The organism is Micromonospora sp. NPDC049529 (assembly GCF_055586685.1).
Genome location: NZ_JBVJHT010000015.1, coordinates 179,965 through 203,752 on the forward strand (window position 1 = coordinate 179,965; position 23,788 = coordinate 203,752).

Below are 23,788 nucleotides of genomic sequence, written 5' to 3' on the forward strand. Positions count from 1 at the left end.
GCCGGGGTGGGAAGGAGACCACGGTCGCAGTGCCGTCCGGCCGGGAGCATCCGGGAGAACACCAACCCGCCCCGGAAAGCGGGCCCGGCGAACGGACCACACGCGAGCCGAGCCGCCACCCGACCGGGTCCGGGCTCAGCGGTCGGCCAGCGAGACGTGCCGGGCCACCGCCGCGCGGGTCGAAACCCCGAGTTTGACGAAGATCCGGGCCACGTGCGACTCCACGGTCCGGGTGCTGAGGAACAACCGGGACGCGATCGCCCGGTTGCTGAGCCCCTCGGAGACCATCGCGGCGACCTCCCGCTCCCGGCCGGACAGCGGGTCCGGCCGGTCCTCGCGGGGCCGGGGATGGGCGGCGGCGAACCGCCGTTGCAGGTTGGTCGCCCGCCCCACCAGCCAGTCCGCCCCGCACCGGCCCAGTCGGTGCTTGGCCTCGCCCAGGGTTTGCCGGCTGCCCGCCAGGTCACCGGCCCGGTGCAGCATCGCGGCCAGGGTCACCAGTGCCTGCCCCTCCCGCAGCGGCTGGCTGGCCAGTGCGGCCCGGTTGGCCGCCAGCCGGGCGGCGTCCACCGCCGCCGCGACGTTGCCCCGTTCGGCCGACAGCTCCGCCCGTGCCTGCGCCACCGCCGACGCCTCGCCGTGCAGGCCGCTGCGCCGGGCCGACTCGGCGGCCCGACCCAGGTACTCCTCGGCCGCCCCCAGTTCACCGCGGAGCACCTGGGCCCGGACCACGAGCGACAGACCCTCCGCGGTCGCCACCGGCACCTCGCCGTCGAGCAGCAGCGCCAGGGCGGACTCGGCTTCCCCGGTCTCGATCAGGGCACCGGCGAGCCCGACCCGGGCCATCGAGTGCCACCACGGCGAGCGCAGCGGCTCGCTGGCCCGCAGCTCGGCCAGGGGCCCGGCGGCGGCCGCCGGGCCACCGCGCCAGAGCAGCAACGGCACCCGGATCGCCGTGGCGAACCGGCGCAGTTCGTCGCTGCCGAGCACGCGGGCGATCTCCTCGGCGTCCTCGGCGTCGCGAGACGCCTGCCGCAGATCCCCGAGCCGGCCGTGCAGCACCGACCGGACCAGGTACAACTCGGGCAGGACGTGGCCGCGACCGTACCGGCGGGCGACCCGGAAACCGCGCGCCAGGTGTCGTACGGCCTCGTCCTGCCCCTCCCCCAGCAACTCCGCCCAGACCAGTGCCGGTACCAGGTCGATCGCCCCGCGCAGCCCTCCGTCGTCGAGCCCGTCGACGGCCCACTGGGCGCGGGCGAGTTGCCCGCCGACGTCGGCCCCGGATCGGCGGTCGAGCAGCCAGGCCAGCGCCAGCAGGGTGCTCGCGGCGGCGGCCAGCCCGTGATGGGCCCCCCGTTCGGCCAGCTCACCAGCGAGGGCGGCGTTGTCGGCGGCATCGCCGAACCGACCGGCCAGGATCTCGGTCGTCGCCAGTTCCAGGCGCAGGGTGGCCTCCGTGCAGGCGCCCGGGTCGCGCAGCCGGGCCAACTCGCCGGAGAGCAACGCCCGTGCCTCGTCGAGCCGGCCCAGCATCCGTTCGGTCGCGGCCAGCAGTTCGGTCGCCGGACATCGGTACCTCGGCGCCTCGCCGATCAGGTCGTGCAGGATCTGCTGGCTGTCGCCCAGCCGGCCGGAGATGCTCAACGCGCGGGCCAGGGTGAGCCGCAGCGACGCCCGCCGGTCGGCGGTGTCGGGGCGTTCGGGGACGATCCGCAGCGCCGCCCGCAGCCACCGCACGCTGGTGGTGGGCGCGCTGTCCAGGGTGGCCTCGGCCGCCGCCGCCAACACCCCGGCGGCGTGCTCGGCGCCGGGTCGCGCGCAGTGTTCCAGGTGCTGGGCCTGCCGGACCGGGCCGGCGCCCTCCTGGGCCAGGTGGCGGGCCACCCGGTCGTGCGCGGCCAGCCGCCAGGCCGCCCCGGCGCTCTGGTACGCGGCCGCCCGTACCAGCGGGTGCCGGAACATGATCCGGCCGTCGGCCTGCCGGAGGATGCCCCGCCGGATCAGCGCGTCCAGGGCGGTGATCACCACCGCCACCGGCACCTCGGCGGCGCGGGCGACCAGGGCCGGATCGCAGTCGTCCCCGGCGAGGGCGGCGGCCTGCACGGTGATCCGTTCCGCACCCGGCAGCACGCACAGCTCGGCGCTGACCAGCGCGTCGAGGGCGGTGGCGACCCGGTCGTCCACCACGGCCGGCGCGCAGCCGGCGTCGAGCACCACGGCGTCCGTACCGGTGGCGAGGATCTCGAGGTAGAGGGGGTTGCCGCAGCTGGCCTCGTACAGCGACCGGCGGCGGTGCGGGGACAGTTCGGGGAGCCAGTCGTCGACCTCGGACGGCGAGAGCGGGCCGAGCACCAGTTGCGCCGGTGGCGGCTGGACCCGGCCGAGTTGCAGGGCGAGGCGCACCGGGCACTGCCCGCTGCGGTACGCGAGCACGAACACGACCGGTCCGTCGGCGGGGTGGCGTACGAGATAGTCCAGCAGCTCGACGGACGCCTCGTCGGCCCAGTGCACGTCGTCGAGGACGACGACCAGACCGGCCACCCCGGCGACCTCGGTGAGCAGTTCTCGTACGGTCCGGTAGAGCTGGTGGCGTTCGATGCCGAGCAGGGGTGGCGCCGGCTCGCCGCCGGGGTCCGTACCGGTGGTCCGCCAGGCGGCGCCGACCGAGTGGGCGAGCCGGACCAGGGTCTCGCAGGCGGTGCCGCGCCCGCCGCCGCGGTGCCGTGCGCCGTCGCCGGCCAGCGCGTCGAAGAGCAGGCCGAAGGGGAGACCCACCTCGAACTGGCTGGCCCGGCCGTGCAGTACGGCCCAGCCGCCGCGTCCCGCGGACTCCATCAGGTCGGCGAGCAGTCGACTCTTGCCGATGCCGGTGTCGCCCTCCACCGTCACGAAGGTCGATCGAAGCGGCGGATTGGCGAGGATCTTCTCCAGCAGGACGCGTTCGGTCGTACGGCCCACCAACCGATCAGCAGCAGCCAATTGCCCCATATCAGCATTTCCCCGTTCTTCGACCCCGTGCGCATGATCCACACGAGAGAGGCTGCCGGTACAACCAAGCCCCGAACATCCGCGAAACTACGCAACACCTCTGTCCACAATGGCCAAAAGTCCCTCACGTACCGGCCGTCGCCGTTCGGTAGCCCCCGCCCGACCCCGCCGGCACCGGTACCGGCGCGGACCGACGGCGGCCGCCCCGACGACCGGCGGCGACCGCCGTCGGCGGCGGCGGGCCGGGGAACGGGTCGGGAAAGAGCACCGGACACCGCGCGACCCGCGCCGACGAATGGGGGATTACGCGGATGCTGTCCGGCCCACCGGGTGTGACAGTTCACTCGCCCCACCGGGCGCCCCGGTCGACCGTGACCATCCGCCCGGCGGGAGCCAGTCCCAGGAGGTGAAAACACATGATGGAAATGCTTGATCTGGCAGACCTCCAGCTCGACGACATCACCGTGACGTCGATGCGCGACGCGGTGGCGCTGCCCGAGACCGGTGCGTCGTCGGGCTCCAGTTCGTGCAGCGCGACGTCGACCTGCGGGTCCTCGTCCTGCTGCGCGTCCTGCGGCGGCGGCGGAAGCGTCCAACCGGAAGCCAGCTAGTCCCGGCGCGGCGAACCAGGCCGCGCCACCCCCGGAGGAGGGAGCGTCCTTCCGGTGCTCCCTCCTCCCACCCACCTGGAGTAGCAATGGAAGTCGTCGCACGCCTCGACAACGTGACAAAAACCTACGGCCGGATCGTCGCGCTCGATGCCGTGTCGATCGCCATCCCGCGCGGGGTCACCGCGATCCTCGGCGAGAACGGCGCCGGAAAGTCGACCGCCATCGACCTCCTCGCCGGGCTGCGCCGGCCCAGCTCCGGCCGGGTCGAGGTGCTCGGCGGCGACCCCGCGAGCCTGCCCGTACGGGCCCGGCTGGGCCTGTCCCCGCAGGCCACCGCGCTGCCGTGGCGGCTCACCGTGGCCGAGACCCTGCACCTGCTCGCCGCGCACTACCCGAACCCGATCCCGCCGGCCACCCTCGCCGACCGGCTGGACCTCGGCGGCATCTGGCGCCGCCGTAACGGCACCCTCTCCGGCGGGCAACGCCGCCGGGTGGTGCTCGCCTCCGCCCTGGTCGGCAATCCGGAACTGGTCTTCCTCGACGAACCGACCACCGGCCTGGACGCGGACAGCCGCGACCTGCTCTGGGCGGCCATCGAACAGGTCGCGGCCGAGGGTCGTAACGTCCTGCTGACCAGCCACAACATGCCCGAGGTGGAACGCCTCGCCCACCACGTGGTGATGATCAGTGGCGGTCAGGTGGCCCAGTTCGGCACCGTCGAGCAGGTCTGCTCCGACGTCGGGCTGCACGTGGTCGAGGCCGAACTGCTCGGACCGCTACCGGAGGCGGTCACCGAGCACGCCGTCCGGGTCGAGCCGGCCGGTGTCCGTACCCGGCTCTACACCGCCGACCCGGACGCCACCGTACGCGCCCTGGTCCGGCACGACGTGTCGTTCCGCGCCATCCGGGTCGACCGGGTCGGCCTCGAAGAGGCGATCCGTACGGTCGCACACGCCAAAGCCCGCAACGAACCACTTCGGACGGCCTGACATGCGATACGTACTGCTCCACGCCGGCGCGCACCTGCGGGACATGGTCCGGGTACCGATCTACTGGGTTCCCGGCCTGCTCTTCCCGATGCTCTTCTTCCTCCTGTTCGGCCTCACCTCCGCCGCCCAACTCGCCCACCAGGGCCTGGGCAGCGAGTACGTCGTCACCCCGTTCCTGCTGTTCACCACGCTCAACGTCACGCTCATCTCACTGTCGGCCGGAGTGGCCGCCGACCGGGAGAACCCGTGGGAGCAGCGGCTGCGGCTGCTGCCGGTGGCCGTACTGACCCGGTTCCTCGGGCGGCTGCTCTACGTGCTGGTGTTCAACGTGGTCAGCTGGATCCCGCTGATCGTGGTCGCCTCGTTCGCCACCGACCTGCGACTGCCGGCCGCGATCTGGCCCGTGTGGCTGGTCGCCGTGGTCGTCGGCGCGATCCCGTTCGGACTGCTCGGCATGGCGCTCGGCTACCGGCTGCCGCCGTCGGCCGCCGCCATGGTCTGCAACATCGTCTTCCTCATCCTGGCCTTCTGCGGCGGGCTGCTGGTACCGGCCGAGATGCTGCCCGGCCCGGTCCAGGCCGTCACGCCGTACCTGCCCACGCACGAGTACCTGCACCTCGTGCTGACCGTCATCGGCCGGGCCGACCAGGTCACCTCACCGTCCTGGATGATCGGCCTGCTGGCCGGTTGGGCCGTGCTGTTCGCCCTGCTGGCCCGGCACGGCTACCAGCGCGACGAGGGAGTGCGGTACGGATGACCCCGGTCACCGTCACCGCGCCGGTCGCCCCGGACAGCCTCACCGCATCACTCGACCCGGACAGCGTCACCTCGTCCGTCGGCCCGGACAGCGCCGTCGAGGTCGAACTGGCGCCCTACGCCCTGGTCCGGATGGCCGCCGTGCCGTACCCGCCGGCACCGGAGCGGGCGGCACCGTTCCGGGCCGCGCTCACCGGACTGGTGTCGCTGCGTACGGCGACGGCGGCGATGGCGCCCGGACTCAGCGCGGCCCTGCACGACACGGCCACCGGGCACGACCCGCTCTTCCACCGCTCCGTGGTGCTGCCGCTGCGGCGGGACATCCACAACGGCCGGCCGCCCCGACCGGCGACCCGGGCAGCCCTGGACGACCTGGTGGCACGCGTACCGGTGCTCGGTGACTGGCTGGCGGCGCAGGACGAGATCGCCCGACTCACCGCGACCGTCACGGACACCTCGGCGGACGCCCTGGCCGCCGAGCGGGCAACGCTGGCCGGGATCTGCGCCACCGACGAACTGCGGCGCGCGGTCACCCTGGTCGGCGCCGACCTGCTGCGCGGCGTCGACCGGGTCGCCGCCCGTGCCGGCCAACCGGACGGGCGGGCCCGCAAGGCCGAGCCGACCGTGCTGCGCTACGCCCTGCGGGCCTCCGCCAAGACCAGCCCGCTGTCCTGGTTCACCCAGGTCGCGTGGGCCGGCTGGGCCGGACCCGACGCCCCGGAACGGCTCGACGCCGGCGACCCGGTCGCGGTCACCGCGCTGAACCGGACCCCGCTGGCGGCGGTCACCGCCGCGGTCCTCGCCGCCGCGCCCCGGCGGGACCGGTTGCCGCACCGGCTCGCCCCCGGCGTACGGATCCTCGACGGCCGGATGCTGTTCCGGCGGGACACCCCGGTCCCCGGCACCCACCGGCTCGCCGCGCTCCGCGAGGAGGAGGTGGGTCTGCCGCACACCCGCTCGCTGGACTTCGTGGTCGCGGCCGTACGCGCCGCCGGGGCGACCGGCGCCACCCCGACCGACCTCGCCACCGCGCTGGCCACCCGGCTGCCCGGCCCACCCGACCGGACCGGACCGGCAGCGCTCGCCTACGTGTGCAGCCTGGTCGACGCCGGCCTGCTCGCCCCAGTCGCCCCCTTCCACCCCCAGCACGGCACCGCCGTACGCGACTTCGCCGACTGGCTGGACCGGCACGACGCCACCCGGCTCGCCACCGGGCTGCGCGAACTACAGGCCGGTGCCGACGCGTTCGCCGAGGTGCCGGCAGCCGAACGACCGGCCGCCCTGGGCCGGATCAGCGCACAGTGGGACGCCGTCTGCGACGAGGCCGGTGTGCCCCGCCCGGTGGCGTCCCCGCTGACCGAGGACGTCGGCCGGCGCGGCCGGATGCTGCTCGGGTCGACGCACGGCGCCCACGCCGCCGCGACCCTGCCCGAACTCGGCGCCCTGGTCGAGCTCTTCGACCAGCACCTGCTGGTCCGCCGGCTGCTCCGGGACCGCTTCGTCGCCCGGTTCGGTGTCGGCGGAACCTGCACCGACCTGACCGACTTCACCACCGACCTGAGCGAGGTGTGGCAGGCCGCCGACCTGGTCGCGGTCGACGGCAGCACGGCTGCCGGCGGTGGTCGCGAGCACCTGCTCACCGACGAACTGCGGCACCTGGCACAGGGGCGGGCCGCGCTCACCCGAGCCATCCGGGCGGCGGCGGACCCGGCCGCGACCGAGGTGCACCTGCCCCGACACGCGCTCGCCGGGGCGGCCGACGCCCTGCCCCGGTGGGCGTACGGGCGGCCGGCGTCGTACAGCTTCTTCGTCCAGCCGGCCCGTACGCCCGACGGCACCCTGCTCGTGCTCAACCACGTGTACGCCGGATTCGGCCGGTTCACCAGCCGCTTCCTCGACCTGCTCGACCCGGCTGCCGGACGGGCCGTCGCCGCCCAGTTGCGCCGCACCTTCGGACCCGACTCCCGGCTCGCCCAGTTCCGCCCGGTCAACGGCTTCAACGCCAACCTGCATCCGCTGCTCACCCCGGACGAGGTCGCCGAGGAGCCGAGCTGGGCCGGGATCGCCGCCGACGACCTCGAACTCTGGCACCACGCCGAGGCCGACCAGGTCCGGCTGCGCCACCGGCCCACCGGCGAACCGGTCGACGTGCTCTACCTCGGTTTCCTGGTGCCGTTCGTGATGCCGGACCGGTTCGCCCCGATCTACGGCGACCTCGGCTGCGGGGTGGTCGACCTGAGCCACCTGACCGTTCCCGCCACCGTCGACGAGACGGTGGCCGTACGGCCCCGGCTGCGTCACCGGGACGTGGTACTCAGCCGCCGGTCGTGGACCGTACCGCCGGAGCGGGTGGCCGGTTGGCGGGCCGAACTGGACGCCGACGGGGACGTACCGGCCCTGGCCGCGGCGCGCGGGCGGGCCCGCTGGGGGCTGCCCGAACACGTCTTCCTCACCGCCGACGGGGCGACGCTGCGGCGCCCGGAGGACCTGTTCCGCTACCTCGACCGGCCGAAACCGCAGTACACCGACCTCGGCAACGCGCTGCACCTGCGCTGTCTGTCCCGGCTGCTCGGCCGGCACGACACGGCGGTGCAGTTCACCGAGGCGCTGCCGGTTCCCGGCGTACAGAGCCCCACCGGACGGGTGGTCGAACTCGTCACCGAGACCTACCGGAGGGCATCGTGACCGCCAGCGCCACGACCGGAAACGCGGAGGGCATCGTGACCGCCAGCGCCGCCGTCGCCTGCTACTACCACGACCCGGTGAAGGCACCGCTGCTGCGCGACGCCGTACTGCCGGTGATCGGCGAGGTCGGCCGGGCTTACCCGGACGTCACCGCCCACCTGGAACGGCACTGGCGACACGGCCCGCACGTCCGGGTACGGCTCGCCGGGCCGATGGCGTCCGTCGACGCGGCCGCGAACCGGGTCGCGGAACGGCTGCGGGCCCACCTGAGCGTCCACCCGTCCACTGTGAAGGTGTCGACGGAGACGCTACTGGCCCGCTCCGAGGCGGCCGGGCAGTCCGAACTCGTCCCCGGCCCCTACACACCGATCCACCCCGACAACACCGTACGGGTCGAGGAGAGCGACGACGACCGGCTGCTCGACCTGCTCGAAGCGACCGAGGCGGTGCGGTGCCGGTCCACCCTGCTCCAGCTCGGACTGCCCGCCGTCGGCGCCTCCCTGGACCGGCTCGGCGCGGCCGGCGACACCGCCAACGCCCGGGTATGGCTGACCATCGCGGCGATGTCGGCGCACGCCGGCCGGTACCCGCTCGGCCTCGGCGACGGCCACCAGTCGTTCCTGTCCCACCTGGAGGACTTCCTGCTGCACGCCGACCCGCAGGGCACCCTGCGCGCCGGCTACCAGCGCCAGTGGGAACGGCACGCCGACTCGGTCACCGCGACCGTGGCCCGGATCGCCGGTGGCGACGGTGCCGATCCGGCCGAACGGGCGTGGCTGACCTGGACCAGCGCCGCACGGGCAGTCACCGAACCGGTCTACGACCGGGGACTGCTGCCACCCGTACCGGGGGCGGGGTACCTGCGGCGGGCCCGCGAGATGGGCGACGCCGGCACCGCGCGCCGCTGGGACCCGGAGAAACGTACCGCGTACAGCGACTACCACCGGTTGCTCCGGCAGATCGACTTCAGTCGGGTACGGCACCAGCGCGAGTTCGTCGTCTACCGGTTCGCCACCAACGTGCTCTACCTGCTGCTCAACGTCTGCGACGTCACCCCGGTCGAGCGGCACCTGGCCGCGTACCTGGTCAGTCGGGCCGCCGAGCGGCTGACCGGCACCACCTGGCAGGAGCGGCTCGGCGGCTACCTCGCCATCCTCGCCGCCGAGCGGCCGGACCCGACCGGCCCGGACACGAACAGCGGCGGCGACACCACCGGAGAGGGAGTCAGGTCTTGACCGTGCACCGGCTGCGGCCCACCGTTTTCGCCACCCCGATCCCGACCGGGGTACACGTGCGGGGTTGGGCGTCCAGCTTCACCATCGAGGGCGGTGCCGGCCTGTGGCGGGTCTGGCAGGCGCTGGCCGGGCAACTGGCGACCGGCGTACCCGCCGAGGGGCTCGACGCGCCGGCCGGGCTCCCACCGGAGGTGCGTCGGGCGATCGACGGCTTCCTCGACCAGTTGCGCGCACACGACCTGCTCGTCGAGGTGCCGCAGGGGTGGGCCGGGCCGGACGTACCCGGGCTCCCGCCGGCCGACGTGGCCGGCTGGCTGGAGGCTGTAGCCGCCAACCCGGCGGCAGCCTGGTCCCGGCTGCGGGAGGTGACGGTCGACGTCGCCGGCACCGGGCCGGTGGCCGACGCCGCCCGGCGGGCGTTGCGGCGGACCGGGGTACGGATGACCGACCCGACACCCGTCGACCCGTCGCGGGACGGCCGGCCACCGGATCCGGAGCACGCAAGCCCGGCGCCCACCGAGGGTGACGTGCTGCTGCTCGCCCACGACCGTTCGACCGGTGCGGTGGTGACCGCGATCGGGGCCCGCTGCGCCGCCGAGGTCGCCTTCGTGACCCCGGTCGCTCCCCCGACCCGACTCGGGTCCGACCTGGTCGCGCTCGGCGTTCGGCTGCGCGCGGTGCCGGTGCCGGACCCGCCCGGACCGCTGGCCGCCCTGGTCGGCGCGGCGGCGGTACACCGCCTGGTCTGCGCGGTGGGCGGACTACCCGATCCGGCGCGGGAGACGACGATGGTCGACGACACGCCGGACGAGCCGGTTCGGGACGCGCATCCGGCCGTACTGGTCGCCCGGATCGATCCGCTGCGGGCGACGTACCACCCGTGGCTCGGCCACGACGGCCCGATGGCGGACGACACCGGCGGACCGGTGGACCTGGTGACCGCGTTGCACCGGCTCGACGTGCTGGCCGATCCCGAACTGGGACTGCTGGCACCGCCCGGCCCGGCGGAGCTGCCGCAGGTGCCGGCGGCCCTGGCGACCAGCGGCGGGGTGCTCGGCGTCGGTGTCACCGCCGACGCCGCACGCCTGGACGCCGGACTGCGGGCGGCGGCACGCCTGCTCGGCGGGGCGGCGATCGTCGGTGCCGACAACCGGCACGCCACCGGCGCCGGACTGCGGCACGCCGTCAACGCCCACCGCGAATCGTTGCCCGGCAGCCCGGTACCGGAAGCGGAATGGTCGACCTCGCCGGCCGCCCGCCGCTGGTGGAAGGCGCTGACCCTGCGCTTCGGCTGCCCCGCCGGGGTCCGGGTCCGCCGGCTCGCCCCGGCCGTCGTGCACGCCGCGATCGTCGCCGACGGCACCGTACTGGGCTGGGCGGTGGAAAGCACGGCGGCGGACGCGGTCGGGCTCGCCGCGCTCGCCGCGACCGGTGTCGCCCAGGCACGGGCCGCCGGGGTCGAGGTCCCGATCGGCGGCATCACGCTCGTCGGGGCGTCGCCCGGTTGGCGGCCGGCGGAGTCGGACTCCGGTGGCTGGGCCGGCCCGAACTGGCAGTGGCCGGTCGGGCTCACCGAGGCCGAGGACGAGCTACAGGACGCGCTGCGTCGGTTGATTCCGGCGCCGCTGGCCGGGGACCGTCGCGGTCCGCTGCCGACCGACGCACCGGAGATCGGGGGCGCACTGCTCCGCGCCGGTTTCGCGCTGGTCCCGGTGCCATCGGACCCCGTCCCCCGGCCGGATGCCGTCGACCCGGCCGACATGGTCGTCCCGACCGAGGCCGTGGAGGTGCCGGCGTGACCGCACAGCAGACCCTGGTCGGCGGGGAGCGGCCGACCGACACCCGCGACGCCGGGTCCGGACTGGCCGCACTGCTCGCCGACGCCGGACACCCGGTGTACGACATCCCGGCGGCCCTGCTCGCCGACGGCGGCACCGCCGTGGTCGCGATGCCACAGTGGAGCCCCGAAACCGCCGCCGCACTCTCCCGACGGGCCTGGGACACCGGCGCCCGGTGGCTGCCGGTCTGCCTCGACGGCGGGCTGGTCCTGATCGGACCACTGCTGCGTCCCGGCGCCACCGCCTGCCTCGGCTGCGCGGAGTCGGCCCGGCTGACCAGCATGGGATCGAAGGTCCCGCACACCGTGTCCGGGCTGCGCCTCGGCGGTGTGCCGGTGCCGACGGTCGGCCCCGTACTGGCCGAGGTGGTGGCGGCGATGCTGGCCGAACCCGAGCCGTACGACGCGACCGTGGTCGCCGTACGGGCCGACCGGGGAACCGTCAGCACCCACGCCGTACGCCCGCGTGGTGGCGGCTGCCCGGTCTGCGCCCCCGCCCGCGACGACGCACCGGAGCCGGTCGAGGGGCTGACCGCGTACCGGCCGACGGAGCATCCGGAGTCGCTGCGGGCCGCGAACCCGAACACCGACCGGCAGGGGCTGCGGGATGCGCTGTTCGACTGGCGCTACGGTCCGGTCGCGCACGTGTTCCGGGCCGAGCGCCTGCCGCTGCCACTGGTCACCGCCGAACTGGTCGGGGAGAGCGCGGTACGCGAGGGCGGCTACGGCCGCGCCGCCACCTATCCCGAGGCCGAACAGGTGGCCCTCTTCGAGGCGGTCGAGCGGCTCACCGGGATGCGCCCGCACCGGCGCCGTACGGTGGTCGAGGCGTCCTTCGCCGACCTCGGCCCGGAGGTGGCGCTCGACCCGGTCCGGCTCGGCCCGCACGACCCGCGCTACCACGACCACCCGGCGTTCCACCTCTCCGCCTACCACCCGGATCTGCGGGTCCGCTGGGTGTACGGCTGGTCGCTGCGGCACGAGCGGCCGGTGGCGGTCCCCGAACACGTGGCCTACTGGGGCCTGACGCGCGGGCTCGGCCCGCAGTTCCTCTACGAGAGCTCCAACGGCTGCGGGCTCGGCAACAGCCTCACCGAGGCGATCCTCTACGGACTGTTCGAGGTCGCCGAACGCGACGCGTTCCTGATGGCCTGGTACGCCCGCACCCCGCTGCGCCGGATCAGCCTCCCACAGGACGATCCGGTGCTCCCGCACCTGGTCGACGACCTGGAACGGATCGGGTACGACCTGCTGCTGTTCGACGCCACCAACGACCTCGGTATCCCGGCCGTGCTCGGGATGACCCGGTACCGGGGTGACGACGAACGGGCCCCGCTGGCGTTCTTCGCCGCCGGGGCGCACCCGAACCCACGGGCCGCGATGCGGTCGGCCGCCGCCGAGGCGATCGTCAACACGATGATGGCGCCGGAGCTGGCCCGGTCCCGCCCCGGCCACCTGGACCGCGACCGGCTCCGGCCGATGCTGGACCGCCCCGAACTGGTGCACACCCTGGACGACCACGTCGGGCTGAACACGCTGCCGGAGGCGGCTTCCCGGTACGCGTTCCTGTTCGAGCACGGCGACGACCCGGCCGACTGGCGGGACGTCTGGCCCGGTCTGCCGGCACCCGCGCCCGACCTCGGGTGGGTGCTCGACGACACCGTCGGGCGCCTCGGTGACCTCGGCCTGGAGGTCGTCGCGGTGGACCAGACCGATCCGGCGATCGCCGCCCGGCTCGGCCTGTACGCGGCGAAGGTCATCGTTCCCGGCACCCTGCCGATGACCTTCGGACAGGTCAACCACCGGACCCTGGGGCTGCCGAGGCTGCTGGAGGTGCCGTACCGGCTCGGTCGGGTGCCGGCGCCCCTGCGGTACGACACGCTGCCCCTGCATCCGCACCCGTTCCCGTGAGCACCCGTTCCGGTGACGGGTCGATGAGCGACCGGGGCTCCGACACGCGTCCCGTCGACCACGGTCGGGGCGCGCTCGCCGAGGCGTACGCGCACGGGCACGGCAAGGACGTCCGTCCGGGTGCCGGGCGCGGGGCACCGCCGCCGGGGCGCGACGGGCACCACTTCGCCACGGTCGCGTCCGCCGGTCCGTTCGCGGCGGAACTGGTACGCGTACTGGCGATCGCGTTGGCGCCGCGCCGGTGGGAGCCGTGGAACGCGTACAACGACCATCGGGCGTACCCGTCGCCCCGGTCGGCGTACCTGGTGGACGTGTGGCTGGTCGAGCCGGCGGGACCGCGTTGGCGGGTCGACCCGGTGCGGCGGGTGTTCACCGGGCCGGTGTCCGTACCGGACCCGGCCAGCGCGGCCCTGCTGGTGTTGAGTACCCATCCCGAGCGGCTGCCGGACGGTTACGGGCCGCTCGCCGACGCCCTGGCCGAACTGGAGGCCGGTCACGTCCTCGCGGCGTTGACCGAGGCGGCCGCCGGAGCGGGTCTGACCGCCGGGCCACACGACGGCGGGATCCTGCTCCGCCCCGGCGACCGGCACGACCCGACCGCCGGCCCCGCCGGGGTACGAGACCGCGCCCGCGAGCCGGACGCGGAGCGGGAACGGTGGTGGCGGCGGGCGACTGCGCCGCGCAGTTCCGGTCCGTACCCGGTCGGGGTCGCGCCGGACCCCCGCCCGCTGCCGGCCGAGACCCTGGGTGACCTGGTCCGGGCCGCGAGGCGACCGCCGCCGGGATCACCCGCGAGCGCCGCCGGGGCGCTGCGCCACCGACTCGCGGTCGGCCGGGTCGACGACCACCCGGACGGCTGGTACGCCGTTGACCCGGTCCCGGCCACCGGCGACCCGACGCCGCTGACGGTGGTGGAACGTGCTCCGGCGCTGGCGGCGGTGCAGGGCGCGTTCAGTTACGACCGGGCCCTCGCCGATGTCACCGCGATGCACGTCGCCTGGGTGATGACCGCCGACCTGCACCGGGCGGTGGCGCCCGACGGCGGCGGGTACCGCGCGCTGCTGCGCCGCACCGGCGCGGTCGCGCAGCACATCGCCTCGGCGGCCGCCGTCGCCGGGTTGTTCTGCCGCCCGGTACGCAGCGTCTACGAGGCCCGGCTGGAGGCGACGGCCGGCGCACCGGCCGGACACGACTTCGTCTACCTCCTGCTGGTCGGGCGGTCCCGGCTGTCCGGCTTCGGCTACGACCTGTCCCCGGCGGAGGAGACCCGATGAGCACGGACACGGCGAGCACGGACACGGTGAGCACGGACGCACCGGCGGCGGAATGGTTGAGTCTGCACTGCTTCGCGTACTGGCGGTCGGAGCACTTCGACCGGTTCCTCGTCGACACCGTCGCGCCACGGCTGGACCGGCTCCGCCGCGACGGCCGGATCCGCGACTGGTTCTACATCAGGTACGGCGAGAACGGCCCCCACCTGCGGCTGCGCCTACACGGGGCGGATCCGCGGACGGCGGCCACGCTGCCGGAGGAGCTGTCCGGGGCGATCGCGTCTGCGCCGTACCCGGTGGTGGCGCTGGAGGCACGGGCCGACCTCGAACCGCACGGTGCCGTACGCCGGATCGCCTACCTGCCGGAAACCGGACGGTACGGCGGCCCGGCGGCGCTGCCCGTCGCCGAACGCCTCTTCTGCCGCTCCACCGAGACCTCGGTCCGGACCGTGGCCGCCGCCCCGGAACGCGGCGCCCGGTTCACCGCGGCCGTCGACCTGATCACCGCGACCGCCCAGGCACTGGCGATGGACCGGCTGGCCACCGCCCGCTGGCTGCGCGCCCACGCGATGAGCTGGCGGTGGGTGGACGAGGTGACGATGCCGCCGACGGTGGCCGCCCAGGCGCGGGTCACCGGCATCCTCACCGGACGGTCGGGCGCGGTCGGTGCCCGTTGGACGGCAGTCGCCGACCTGCTGACGAACCCGGACGCGGTCAGCGCCACCGGCTGGGCGGCGGTGGTACGCGACTGGGCCGGAGCGGTACGGCAGGCGTCGCGGGACCTTCCCCGCACCGGCGACCGGCCGCCCGAACCGGACGACTGGCTGTCGGTGTGGGCGTCCCAGCTGCACATGCTGCTCAACCGCCTCGGCATCACCCCGGAGGAGGAACGCACCCTGTGCTGGCTGGTCGCGGCGGCAACGATGGCGCCCGACGGGGTGCCGCCGTTCTTCACCGACACCGCCGACGCACCCGACCGCCGCTACCAGGAGGCGAGCAGATTCCTGCCGGGCCGCACCGACCAGGAACCGGCCGCGAAGGAGCGGCCCCGGACCCGGTTGCGCTTCTCCGCCGGGCCGCCGGTGCCCCTGCCGGCCGGGGCGCCGCCGACGGTGAGCCTCACCGACGCGCTGCTCGCCCGGCGGTCCGCCCGGGGCCGGCTCACCGGGCCGGTCACCGCAGCCGACCTCGGCACCCTGCTCTGGAGCGCGCACGCCGCGACCGGGACGACGACTGTCGTGCTGCCGGACGGAACCGACCTCGACCTGCGCCACCGGCCGTACCCGAGCGCGGGCGCGAGTTGTGCGGCCCGGCTGCGGCTGCTCGCCTTCGACGTACCGGGGCTGGTGCCCGGTTGTTACGAGGTCGACGGGGTGACCCGGTCGCTGTGGCCGCTGGGCCGGGCAGCCGACCGGGCCGAGGTCGCCGGCACCTCGGCCTGGTTGAGCGGTGAGAACCCGCAGGACGGGCGGATCGACATCGGCGAACTGCCCGCCCTGCTCGGGCTCTACGTCCAGTTGGGCGCGCTGCGCCCCCGGTACGGCCTGCGCGCGCTGCGGTTCGCCATCGCCGAGGCCGGTCACCTGGCCCAGAACCTGGCCCTGGTGGCGGCCGCCAGCGGGCTGGCACTGAGCACCATCGGCGGTTTCTACGACGACGTGGCGCACGAGCTGATCGGTCTCGACGGGGTCGACGACCTGCTGGTGTACCTGATCCCGGTCGGCCGTACCGGGCCGGGTGGTCGTGGGGTCAGCGGCCGTTCCCCGACTCGGCGGTGATCATCCGGGCCACGGCGGACCGGGTACTCACCCCGAGCTTGGCGAAGATCCGGTTGAGGTGCGACTCGACCGTACGCGGACTGAGGAAGAGCTGGCCGGCGATCTGCGGGCTGGTCAGCCCCTGCGCCACCAGCTCGGCGATCTCCCGCTCCCGCCCGGAGAGCCGGTCCCCTACCGAGGCGCCGGGTGGGCGGGAGCCGGTGCGCCGCTGTTCCCGGCCGACCCAGCTGCTCAGCCAGGGCGCCCCGCACCCGTCGAACGCCGCACGGGCCCGCCCCAACTGCTTGCGGGCGGCGGCCGGGTCACCGGAGCGGACCAGGATGTCGGCGACCACCGTCCGGGCGAGCCCCTCGCCGATCGGCAGGCGCACCTGCTCGAACCGCTCGACGGCGAGCATCCCCGCCTCGCGGGCCTGCGCGTACCGGCCTTCGGCGGCGTACAGGAGCGCCTGGTTGCGGGCCACGCAGCCGAACTGTGCCGGCGGCGCCCCGGTCTCGGCGACCGCCGCCGCGCGCTCGTACCACTCCCAGCCGGCCGCGAGGTTCCCGCACACCACCTCCGCCTGCGAGCGCAGCGCGTACACCGACGGCGCGTACGGGCCGAGGCCCGCCGGGTCGGGGCCGATCCGCTCGGCGAGCAGGTCACGACAGTCGCGGATCCGGCCGACGAAGTAGAGCACCTCGGCGTGGTGCTGGTCGGCGATCCCCCGCCACCAGGCCGACCGCAGCCGCTGGTGGGACTGCAACTCGGCGAGGAGCGGCAGGGCCGCATCGGCGCCCTGCTGCCAGAGCAGCGGCCGGGAGCGCAGGGCCAGGGTGAAGGCGCGCAGTTCCGGGCTGTCGATGTGCCGGGCACTCTCCGCGCCGTCCTCCACGTCGACCAGGGCCAGTGCCGCGTCCCCGGTCCGGGCGTGCACCACCGACCGGACCAGGTAGAGCTGGGCCACCTCGTGGGTGGTACGCCCGTAGCTGCGGGCCATCCGCAGGCCCCGCTCCACGTGCCGCAGCGCGTCGGAGTGCTGGTCGACCAGGTACTCCGCCCAGGCCAGGGCCGCCACCACGCCGAGATCGTCGCGAAGTTGCACGTCGGTCAGCGCGTCGGTGTCCCGGCGTGCCTGCTCCAGCAGCGTGTACCCCCGGTCGAACCGGCACTGGTACAGCTCGCTGAGCGCCAGCAGGGTGGTCGCCGCGACCGCGATGCCGGGGCGGGTGCCGGGCCCGACCGCCTCGATCGCCCGCGTGCTCCGTTCGACCCCGGCGGCCCAGTTGCCCTGCAACATCTCGATGGCGGCGGCCTCGACCAGCAGGCCGGCGCGGGCGTCGCCGTCGGCGTCGGCCCGGACCAGCGCCGCACCGATCAGCGCGCGGGCCTCGGCCAGTCGACCGACGGTCCGTTCGGTGACCGCGAGCAGTTCCACCGCCCGGTACCGGATGGTGCTGTCCCCGGCGACCAGGGAGTGCAGGATCTCGCGGGCCTCGTCGAGCCGGCCGGTCCTGATGAACGCGTCGGCGAGCAGCAGACGCAGCTCCGCCCGTCGTTCCGTCAGCGCCGGCCGGTCCGGCATGGCCCGCAACGCCGACCGCAGCCAGCCGACGGTGGTCGCCGGGGCGGTCTCCAGGATCGCGGTCGCGGCCGTGGCGAGCAGTTCCGCGCCGGCCAGGTCGCCGGGGCGTACCGCGTGGCGCATGTGCTCGGCGCGCCGGTACAGCGGCGCCCCGTGCCGGGTCAGGTAGGCCACCGCGCGCCCGTGCGCCGCCGCCCGCCAGGCCGGGCCCGCCATCCGGTACGCGGCAGCCCGCACCAGCGGGTGCCGGAACGTCAACTGCCCGTCCACCACCCGCAGTACGTCCCGCGCGACGAGCTCGTCCAGCGCGACCCGTGCCTGCTCCACCGGTACGTCGGCCACCGCCGCGACGAGCGCGGTGTCGAACTCGGCACCGGTGACCGCGGCGGCGTGCACGGCCAGTCGCCGTGTCCCGCCCAGCGACTCCAGGTCACGGGCGATCAGTACGTCCAGCCCGACCCCGGCCCGCCCACCGTCGTCGGTGACCGGGGCCCGGTCCAGCTCGTCGACCACCCGCGCGGGTAGCTGACCGAGGATCTCCAGGTAGAGCGGGTTGCCGCCACCGGCCCGGTGCAGCCGCCGCCGGTACGCCGCCGGTTGACCGGCCAGCAGCAGGTCGGCGTCGGCGGACGACAGCGGTCCGAGCGGCATCCGTACCACCGGTGCCCGGGTGGTACCGAGCGACCGGACCAGTTCCGCCGGGAGGCGCCCGGTCCGGGCGGCCAGGACGATGACGACGGCCGCCCGCGGCGGGTGCCGGATCAGGTAGTCGACCAGTGCGATCGAGGCGTCGTCGGCCCACTGCACGTCGTCGAGGAGCAGGAGCAGCGGCGCGGTCGCGGCGGACGCCTCCAGGGCGGTTCGGACCTGCCGGTGCAGCAGGTGCCGCTCCACGCCGCCGGTGGGGTCGCCGGGTCCGGCGGGGGTGGCGAGCGCGGTCCGCAGCCGGGCCGCGTGCCGGGCCAGGACCGGATGCCGGTCGGCGTCGCCGAGCAGGTCGAGCACCAGCCCGAGCGGGGCGTTCCGCTCGAACTCGGTGGCCCGGCCGACGAGTGCGCAGCCGTCGGCGCCGAGCGCGGCGAACGCGGCGAGCAGGTGCGACTTGCCGATTCCCGGTTCGCCGGTGACCAGCACGAACGCCGGTTCACCGGGACCGGGTGCCGGTGGGGTCGGCCGACCGTCGGCCCGTGACGCGGTCACCAGTTCGCGCATCCGGGCCAGCTCGGCGTCGCGGCCGAGCAGGCCGGGGCGTACGTCCGGGTCCGCGTTCGGGGCAATCATGGGCACGACCTTTCGGCGATGATCACATCCGGCGGGAAGCCAATCACATCGGAGAACTGCGCACCATGGGCGAAAGGATGACGTACATGGCGGCGGTGCCGTTCTCGCGGCTTCCGCTCATAGAAGCGGCTAAATCGCGCTATTCGCGGGTGCCGTGGTGTCGCCCGCCGCGTACCGTTCCACCGGTGCGACGCGTGAACATGCTGGTCCCGGCCCTGCTGCTGGCCCTCGCGGTGGCCGGCTGCGGTGCCCCGGCGCCCCGCTCAGCCGCCCCGGCGACGCCGTCCGCTCCGGCAACGCCGTCCGCTCCGGCCGCCCCGGCGGGTACGGGCAGCCCGGCACCGGCCGACTTCGTCTCCGCGATCGCCCCGGTGACCGCCGCCGACCTCGGCGCGAGCTGGCACCCCGGTTGCCCGGTCGGCCCGGACCAGCTCAGCGCGCTCAGGCTCAGCTACTGGGGCTTCGACGACCGGCCGCACCTCGGCACGATCGTGGTGCACCGGACGGTCGCCGACGAGGTGATCGGTGTCTTCGCCGCCCTGTACCGCGAACGGTTCCCGATCCGCCGGCTCACCCCGGTCAGCGAGTACGGCGGCAGCGACGACCGCTCGATGGCCGACGACAACAGCTCCGGCTTCAACTGCCGCGACGCCGTGGCCGACGGTCCGACGAAGTGGTCCGCGCACGCGTACGGGCAGGCGATCGACATCAACCCGGTGGAGAACCCCTACCTGGTCGACGGTCGGGTGCTGCCCCCCGCCGGTGCCCCGTACGCCGATCGTGGCGCCGACCGGCCCGGCCAGGCGGTGCCCGGCGGTCCGCTGGTCGAGGCGTTCACGGCGGCCGGTTGGACCTGGGGCGGCGAATGGTCCGCGCCGGACTACCAGCACTTCAGCAAGACGGGTGGCTGATCCACCGCCCCCGCCCCGACCGGTTCAGCCGCCGACCTGGGCCAGTGGTGGGGCCAGCGCCCAGCCGCGCGCCAGCAGATCGGCGCAGGCGGCACGGGCGGCGGCGAGGCGTACGTCGGGAGGGCCGGTCAGTTCGCGTACCGGCACGCCGCTGTCGCGCAGCACCTCCCGGAACCGCGCGGTCATCCAGGCGCGCAGGTGTTCCCCGTCGCGCAGGCCGTCGTCCTCGAACGGCACACCCTCGTGGTCGGTGAGCAGGTAGAGGTCGGGGCGCCGGGCGGCGGCGAGCGTCGCGGCGGACACCGAACCCAGGTAACGCTCCTCCCACACGGCGGTGGCGCGGGCGTCGGTGTCGCCGACCAGGATCGGTCCGCCGACCCGGGCCGCGGCGTCCTCGGCCCGGTTCTGGGTCCGGGCCACCTCCGCGAAGTCCTCCGGCGACCAGGTCACGTCGAACACGGTGGCGGTCGGGTCGGTGTGCCGCAGCACGGCGAGCTTGCGGGCGGTCAGTTCACGGCCGTACTCCGGGACCCAGCGGGTGTCCGCCCACGCGCCGCCGTCAGCGCGCAACGCTCCGGCCAGGTCACGGGCGAGCGTCGTGGTGCCGGTCGACTCCGCGCCGACGACCACGACCCGCCGGGTGAACCAGGCCCGCACCGGCGGCGCCAGGTGTCGCCAGTACGCCACCGGGTCCGCCCGCACCGCCGTTCCGGAGACCGTGACGGCGCTGCGGTCCTGATCGACGCAGACGTGGGTGGCGGAGAAGCGTCGGGCCAGTTCGTCGCCGTACGACTCGGAGCTGAACACCGCGTCGACCGGCCCGTCGAGTGCGGCCCGGAAGACCGCGCAGTGCGCGTCCCAGACCAGCGGGTCGGTGTAGTCGACCGGGTGGTCGTCAACGACGCCGACGAACCGTACCCACGGTGTGGCGGCGTGGACCTCGCGCAGCCAGGCCAGGCGCAGGTCGAGCGGGATCGACTCGACGCTCGACGGTGCCACCACCACGGTCAACCGGGCGCAGGCCGCCGCCGCGGTGGCGATCAGGTGGTGGTGACCGGCGTGCGGCGGGTAGAACTTGCCCACCACCATGCCGTGCGCGAACCGGCCGGCGTCGGCCGGACGGTCGCCCCGGTGCCCGACGGCGTTCACGCGGTCACCGGCGTGTTCACCGGGCCGGACCGGGCCGACCGGCCGCGCAGGTCGGCCCGCCACGCCCGCCAGCCGAGCGCGCACAGTCCGAGGAATCCGACGTACAGGATCGCGGTCAGCCACAGGCCCTTGTAGCCGTACAGCGGGATGTAGACGAGGTCGGCGGTCGCCCACAACCACCAGCTCTCGACCAGCTTGCGCGCCTGGCCGTACGTGGCGAGCAGGGACAGCGCGGTGGTCAGCGCGTCCGGCAACGGCACCGTCGAGCCGGTGAAACGGTCGAGGAAGAGCCAGAGCAGGCCGGTGAGCGCGACCCCCGCGACGGCGAGGCCGACCCATTCGGCTCCGGTGGTGGTCCGCACCCCGGTCACCGTGCCCGGTCCGGCGCCTCGGGTCCACCGCCACCAGCCGTAACCGCCGAGTGCGACGTACACGACCTGGAGTCCGGCGTCGGCGTAGAGCCCGACGGACCAGAAGACCACCATCAGCAGCAGTACGTTCAGGATGCCGATCGGCCAGTTCGCGACGTGCTGGCGGACGACGAGCAGCACGCACACCATCCCGGTGGCGAAACCGAGCAGTTCCGCCCACGAGGTCGGTGCCCCGAACAGCGTCACCGCCGGGGAGTTGAGCCAGTCGAGCATGGACCTCGCCGTCCCTTCGGGAGTCGCCATACGCTACCGGAGCCGTACCGCTGGCCGCGCACGGGCGAACGGGTGGGCGCCCCGGTTGCCCACCCGCCCGCGCACCTTTCAGTTCCCGCTGACTCGGGGCATCAGGAGAACTTCACCGAACCGGCCCGGTTGCTCCAGCCACTGCCGATGGTGGACAGATCCGCCGACTTGTCGATCCAGGTCGAGACGGCACCACCGAAACTGACACCGTCGTACAGTTTCACGTCGCACCTGTTGTAGGTGTGCACCGAACTCGCCCGGTTGTTCCAGTTGCCGCCGCTGGTGTACCGCAGGTCGTCCCACTGCCATTCCCTGTCGTACGACGGGGTGCACGCCCGGGACTGGACGAACGTGAGGGTCGCCCCCTTGTGGCCGGGCAGGTCGTAGAACCGGGCGATGGTCAGCGTGGCAGCCGGTAGCGCCGCCCTCCGTCGAGCCTCGGTCTCGGTCGACGCGCAGCTCACCGTGGCGTTGTCCAGGTCGACCACACAGTCGCGGGTCACCCCGGAGGCTGCCGCCGGTGAGCCGCTCAGTCCCAGCAGGCCGACCGCACAGGCCAGGACTCCGGTCGTCGCGAACATCCGTACGTTTCTCATCTTTCCTCCTTCACCGGGCCACCGGCTCTGCCCGCCGGATGGCCGCTCGACTCCATTGCTAATCGCCGGCTCGGTTGTCCGGAGAGATCAGCCGGCGCAATCAATCAATTGCGGTCAAGTCCACCGCTGCGCAAAGAATCCGACAGCGATTGGGCGTGGCCCGGTGCCGTGGGCGAGCATTGACGGGAAACTGCCGCCCGGAGATTCGTTGGGGGCGAGAAATCACGTGGCCCGTCGAGAGAGACCCGTCGACCCGGCTACCGGCCCGCTGCCGGCATTCGCCTACGAACTGCGGAAGTTGCGGGCCGAGGCGGGCAACCCGACGTACCGGGTGCTGGCCAAGTCGGCCGGCTACAGCGCGACGACCCTCTCCGAGGCGGCCGGCGGGGACCGGATGCCGACCCTGGACGTGCTGCTCGCGTACGTCGGCGCCTGCCACGGGGACGTCGAGCGGTGGCGACAGCGCTGGTACGAGACGACCGCCCACCAGCAGTCGACCGCCGAGGGGAGCGGACCGGGCGACGGCACCGAACCGGGAGCCCTACCGGGAGGCGAGCCGCCGCCGGCGGTGTCGTCCGGATCGTCGACGGCGATCGGCCGGGCGGATCGTCGTACCGAAATGGATGCCGGTCCACGACGGCGGCGGAGGATGGGCGTCTTGGCCGTCGGCGCCGTGTCCGCGCTGGTCGCCACGGTGGTCGTGGGCGAGCCGTCGCGGCCGGGCGGCCCACGCAGCGGGTCCACCATCGCCGGGGCTGTTTCGGTCGCGCCGAGCTGCCCCGGTACGCCGGTCGGCGCCCTGTTCACCGGCGTCACCTACGGCGGTGGGGCGCACCTGCGCGGTGGGGCGAGCCGGGACGCGCCGCTGCTGACGACGATCCCGCCACACTGCACCGTCGGTTTCACCGGCTTCTGCATCGGCGAGAAGGTGTACGACAACACCGGTGGCACTCCCGACGTCCGCTGGTTCAAGGCGGCCGGTGGCGGGGTCGTCTCGTCGGCGGTCATCCACGGCAATCCGCCCCGGACCGAACCGGCGTCCGAGTGTCCGAACGGGCGTACGGCACCCACCGCGATCACCTTCTCCGTCACCGCCGGGACCGGCCCGCCGGGTACGGTCACGCTGCACGCCGCCGGTGCGGACGTGGACATCGTCGGGTTCACCCGGTCGACCGGAACCGATCCGGCCTCGCCGGACCGGGTGACCTGGCGACAGGTGAGCCTGGCCGACGTCCGCCACCCGCCCTCCGGGGCCGGGGTCCAACTCGACGTGGCGTCCACTGGCGCCGGACAGCCGATCCTGGTCGCGGTCGCGTGCCTCGGCGGCGACAGCCCGACCGGCGTGGTCGAAGCCCGGCGGGCGCACCCCGAGCACCCGGACCGGTACGTCCCGGTGGTCCTCTCCCCCGAGCAGCGCCACGCCGCGACGGGCTCGGCCTGCCGCTACCCGAACCGGGGATGACCCGCCACCGGGGACAGCACCGCTGCGCACCCGGAACAGCACCTCCGGATCCGAACAGCACCGCAGCGCACCCGGCACCCCGGCATC

The 23,788-nt window shown here is 74.5% G+C and carries 16 protein-coding genes; 11 read left to right on the forward strand and 5 right to left on the reverse strand.

Annotated features, from left to right (window positions below; all coding sequences use genetic code 11):
- Nucleotides 1–135 precede the first annotated feature (135 nt).
- Nucleotides 136–2,961, reverse strand: coding sequence for an ATP-binding protein (locus tag ACZ6QQ_RS26100; RefSeq protein ID WP_465879804.1), 2,826 nt, complete (start codon nucleotides 2,959–2,961; stop codon nucleotides 136–138).
- Between the two features lie 446 nt (nucleotides 2,962–3,407).
- On the opposite strand from ACZ6QQ_RS26100, the gene ACZ6QQ_RS26105 reads away from it, so the two are divergent.
- The 9 genes from ACZ6QQ_RS26105 (at nucleotide 3,408) to ACZ6QQ_RS26145 (ending at nucleotide 16,064) form a co-directional block, all read left to right on the forward strand.
- Entirely contained in the window at nucleotides 3,408–3,602 is a 195-nt protein-coding gene (locus tag ACZ6QQ_RS26105; protein WP_465879806.1) for a thiazolylpeptide-type bacteriocin, read from the forward strand.
- 86 nt (nucleotides 3,603–3,688) lie between these two features.
- Nucleotides 3,689–4,591 carry an ABC transporter ATP-binding protein gene (locus tag ACZ6QQ_RS26110; RefSeq protein WP_465879807.1) on the forward strand — a complete coding sequence of 301 codons (903 nt, stop codon included), beginning with the start codon at nucleotides 3,689–3,691 and terminating at the stop codon, nucleotides 4,589–4,591.
- 1 nt (nucleotide 4,592) lies between these two features.
- Entirely contained in the window at nucleotides 4,593–5,348 is a 756-nt protein-coding gene (locus ACZ6QQ_RS26115) for an ABC transporter permease (protein WP_465879808.1), read from the forward strand.
- A complete protein-coding gene (locus ACZ6QQ_RS26120) occupies nucleotides 5,345–8,032 on the forward strand; it encodes a lantibiotic dehydratase (RefSeq protein WP_465879809.1) in 2,688 nt (895 codons plus the stop codon). Before ACZ6QQ_RS26115 ends, ACZ6QQ_RS26120 begins: the two co-directional genes overlap by 4 nt.
- On the forward strand, nucleotides 8,029–9,267 hold the full coding sequence (locus tag ACZ6QQ_RS26125) for a lantibiotic dehydratase C-terminal domain-containing protein (protein ID WP_465879810.1): 1,239 nt from the start codon (nucleotides 8,029–8,031) through the stop codon (nucleotides 9,265–9,267). Before ACZ6QQ_RS26120 ends, ACZ6QQ_RS26125 begins: the two co-directional genes overlap by 4 nt.
- Nucleotides 9,264–11,066, forward strand: a complete 1,803-nt coding sequence (locus ACZ6QQ_RS26130) for a roadblock/LC7 domain-containing protein (protein WP_465879812.1) — start codon at nucleotides 9,264–9,266, stop codon at nucleotides 11,064–11,066. Before ACZ6QQ_RS26125 ends, ACZ6QQ_RS26130 begins: the two co-directional genes overlap by 4 nt.
- Entirely contained in the window at nucleotides 11,063–13,015 is a 1,953-nt protein-coding gene (locus tag ACZ6QQ_RS26135) for a TOMM precursor leader peptide-binding protein (protein ID WP_465879813.1), read from the forward strand. Before ACZ6QQ_RS26130 ends, ACZ6QQ_RS26135 begins: the two co-directional genes overlap by 4 nt.
- Before the next feature lie 23 nt (nucleotides 13,016–13,038).
- Nucleotides 13,039–14,289, forward strand: a complete 1,251-nt coding sequence (locus ACZ6QQ_RS26140; protein ID WP_465879814.1) for a hypothetical protein — start codon at nucleotides 13,039–13,041, stop codon at nucleotides 14,287–14,289.
- Nucleotides 14,286–16,064, forward strand: a complete 1,779-nt coding sequence (locus tag ACZ6QQ_RS26145; protein ID WP_465879815.1) for a thiopeptide-type bacteriocin biosynthesis protein — start codon at nucleotides 14,286–14,288, stop codon at nucleotides 16,062–16,064. The genes ACZ6QQ_RS26140 and ACZ6QQ_RS26145 overlap by 4 nt, the downstream gene beginning before the upstream one ends.
- Here ACZ6QQ_RS26145 and ACZ6QQ_RS26150 read toward each other — a convergent pair.
- Nucleotides 16,036–18,909 carry a helix-turn-helix transcriptional regulator gene (locus ACZ6QQ_RS26150; RefSeq protein ID WP_465879816.1) on the reverse strand — a complete coding sequence of 958 codons (2,874 nt, stop codon included), beginning with the start codon at nucleotides 18,907–18,909 and terminating at the stop codon, nucleotides 16,036–16,038. The two genes, ACZ6QQ_RS26145 and ACZ6QQ_RS26150, sit on opposite strands and share 29 nt — an antisense overlap.
- Before the next feature lie 185 nt (nucleotides 18,910–19,094).
- Between ACZ6QQ_RS26150 and ACZ6QQ_RS26155 the strand changes: the two genes are divergently transcribed.
- Entirely contained in the window at nucleotides 19,095–19,820 is a 726-nt protein-coding gene (locus ACZ6QQ_RS26155) for a M15 family metallopeptidase (RefSeq protein ID WP_465879817.1), read from the forward strand.
- A 24-nt stretch (nucleotides 19,821–19,844) separates the two neighbouring features.
- On the opposite strand, the gene ACZ6QQ_RS26160 is transcribed toward ACZ6QQ_RS26155, so the two are convergent.
- From ACZ6QQ_RS26160 to ACZ6QQ_RS26170, 3 genes are all read right to left on the reverse strand, one after another.
- Nucleotides 19,845–20,969 carry an AAA family ATPase gene (locus tag ACZ6QQ_RS26160; protein WP_465879818.1) on the reverse strand — a complete coding sequence of 375 codons (1,125 nt, stop codon included), beginning with the start codon at nucleotides 20,967–20,969 and terminating at the stop codon, nucleotides 19,845–19,847.
- Complete coding sequence (gene pnuC, locus ACZ6QQ_RS26165; RefSeq protein WP_465879820.1) at nucleotides 20,966–21,613, reverse strand: nicotinamide riboside transporter PnuC; 648 nt, start codon at nucleotides 21,611–21,613, stop codon at nucleotides 20,966–20,968. The genes ACZ6QQ_RS26160 and pnuC overlap by 4 nt, the downstream gene beginning before the upstream one ends.
- A gap of 131 nt (nucleotides 21,614–21,744) precedes the next feature.
- Nucleotides 21,745–22,239 (reverse strand): hypothetical protein, encoded by a 495-nt coding sequence (locus ACZ6QQ_RS26170; RefSeq protein WP_465879821.1) that lies wholly within the window; start codon nucleotides 22,237–22,239, stop codon nucleotides 21,745–21,747.
- Nucleotides 22,240–22,465: 226 nt separating this feature from the next.
- Between ACZ6QQ_RS26170 and ACZ6QQ_RS26175 the strand changes: the two genes are divergently transcribed.
- Complete coding sequence (locus ACZ6QQ_RS26175) at nucleotides 22,466–23,701, forward strand: helix-turn-helix domain-containing protein (RefSeq protein WP_465879823.1); 1,236 nt, start codon at nucleotides 22,466–22,468, stop codon at nucleotides 23,699–23,701.
- The last annotated feature ends 87 nt before the right edge of the window (nucleotides 23,702–23,788 follow it).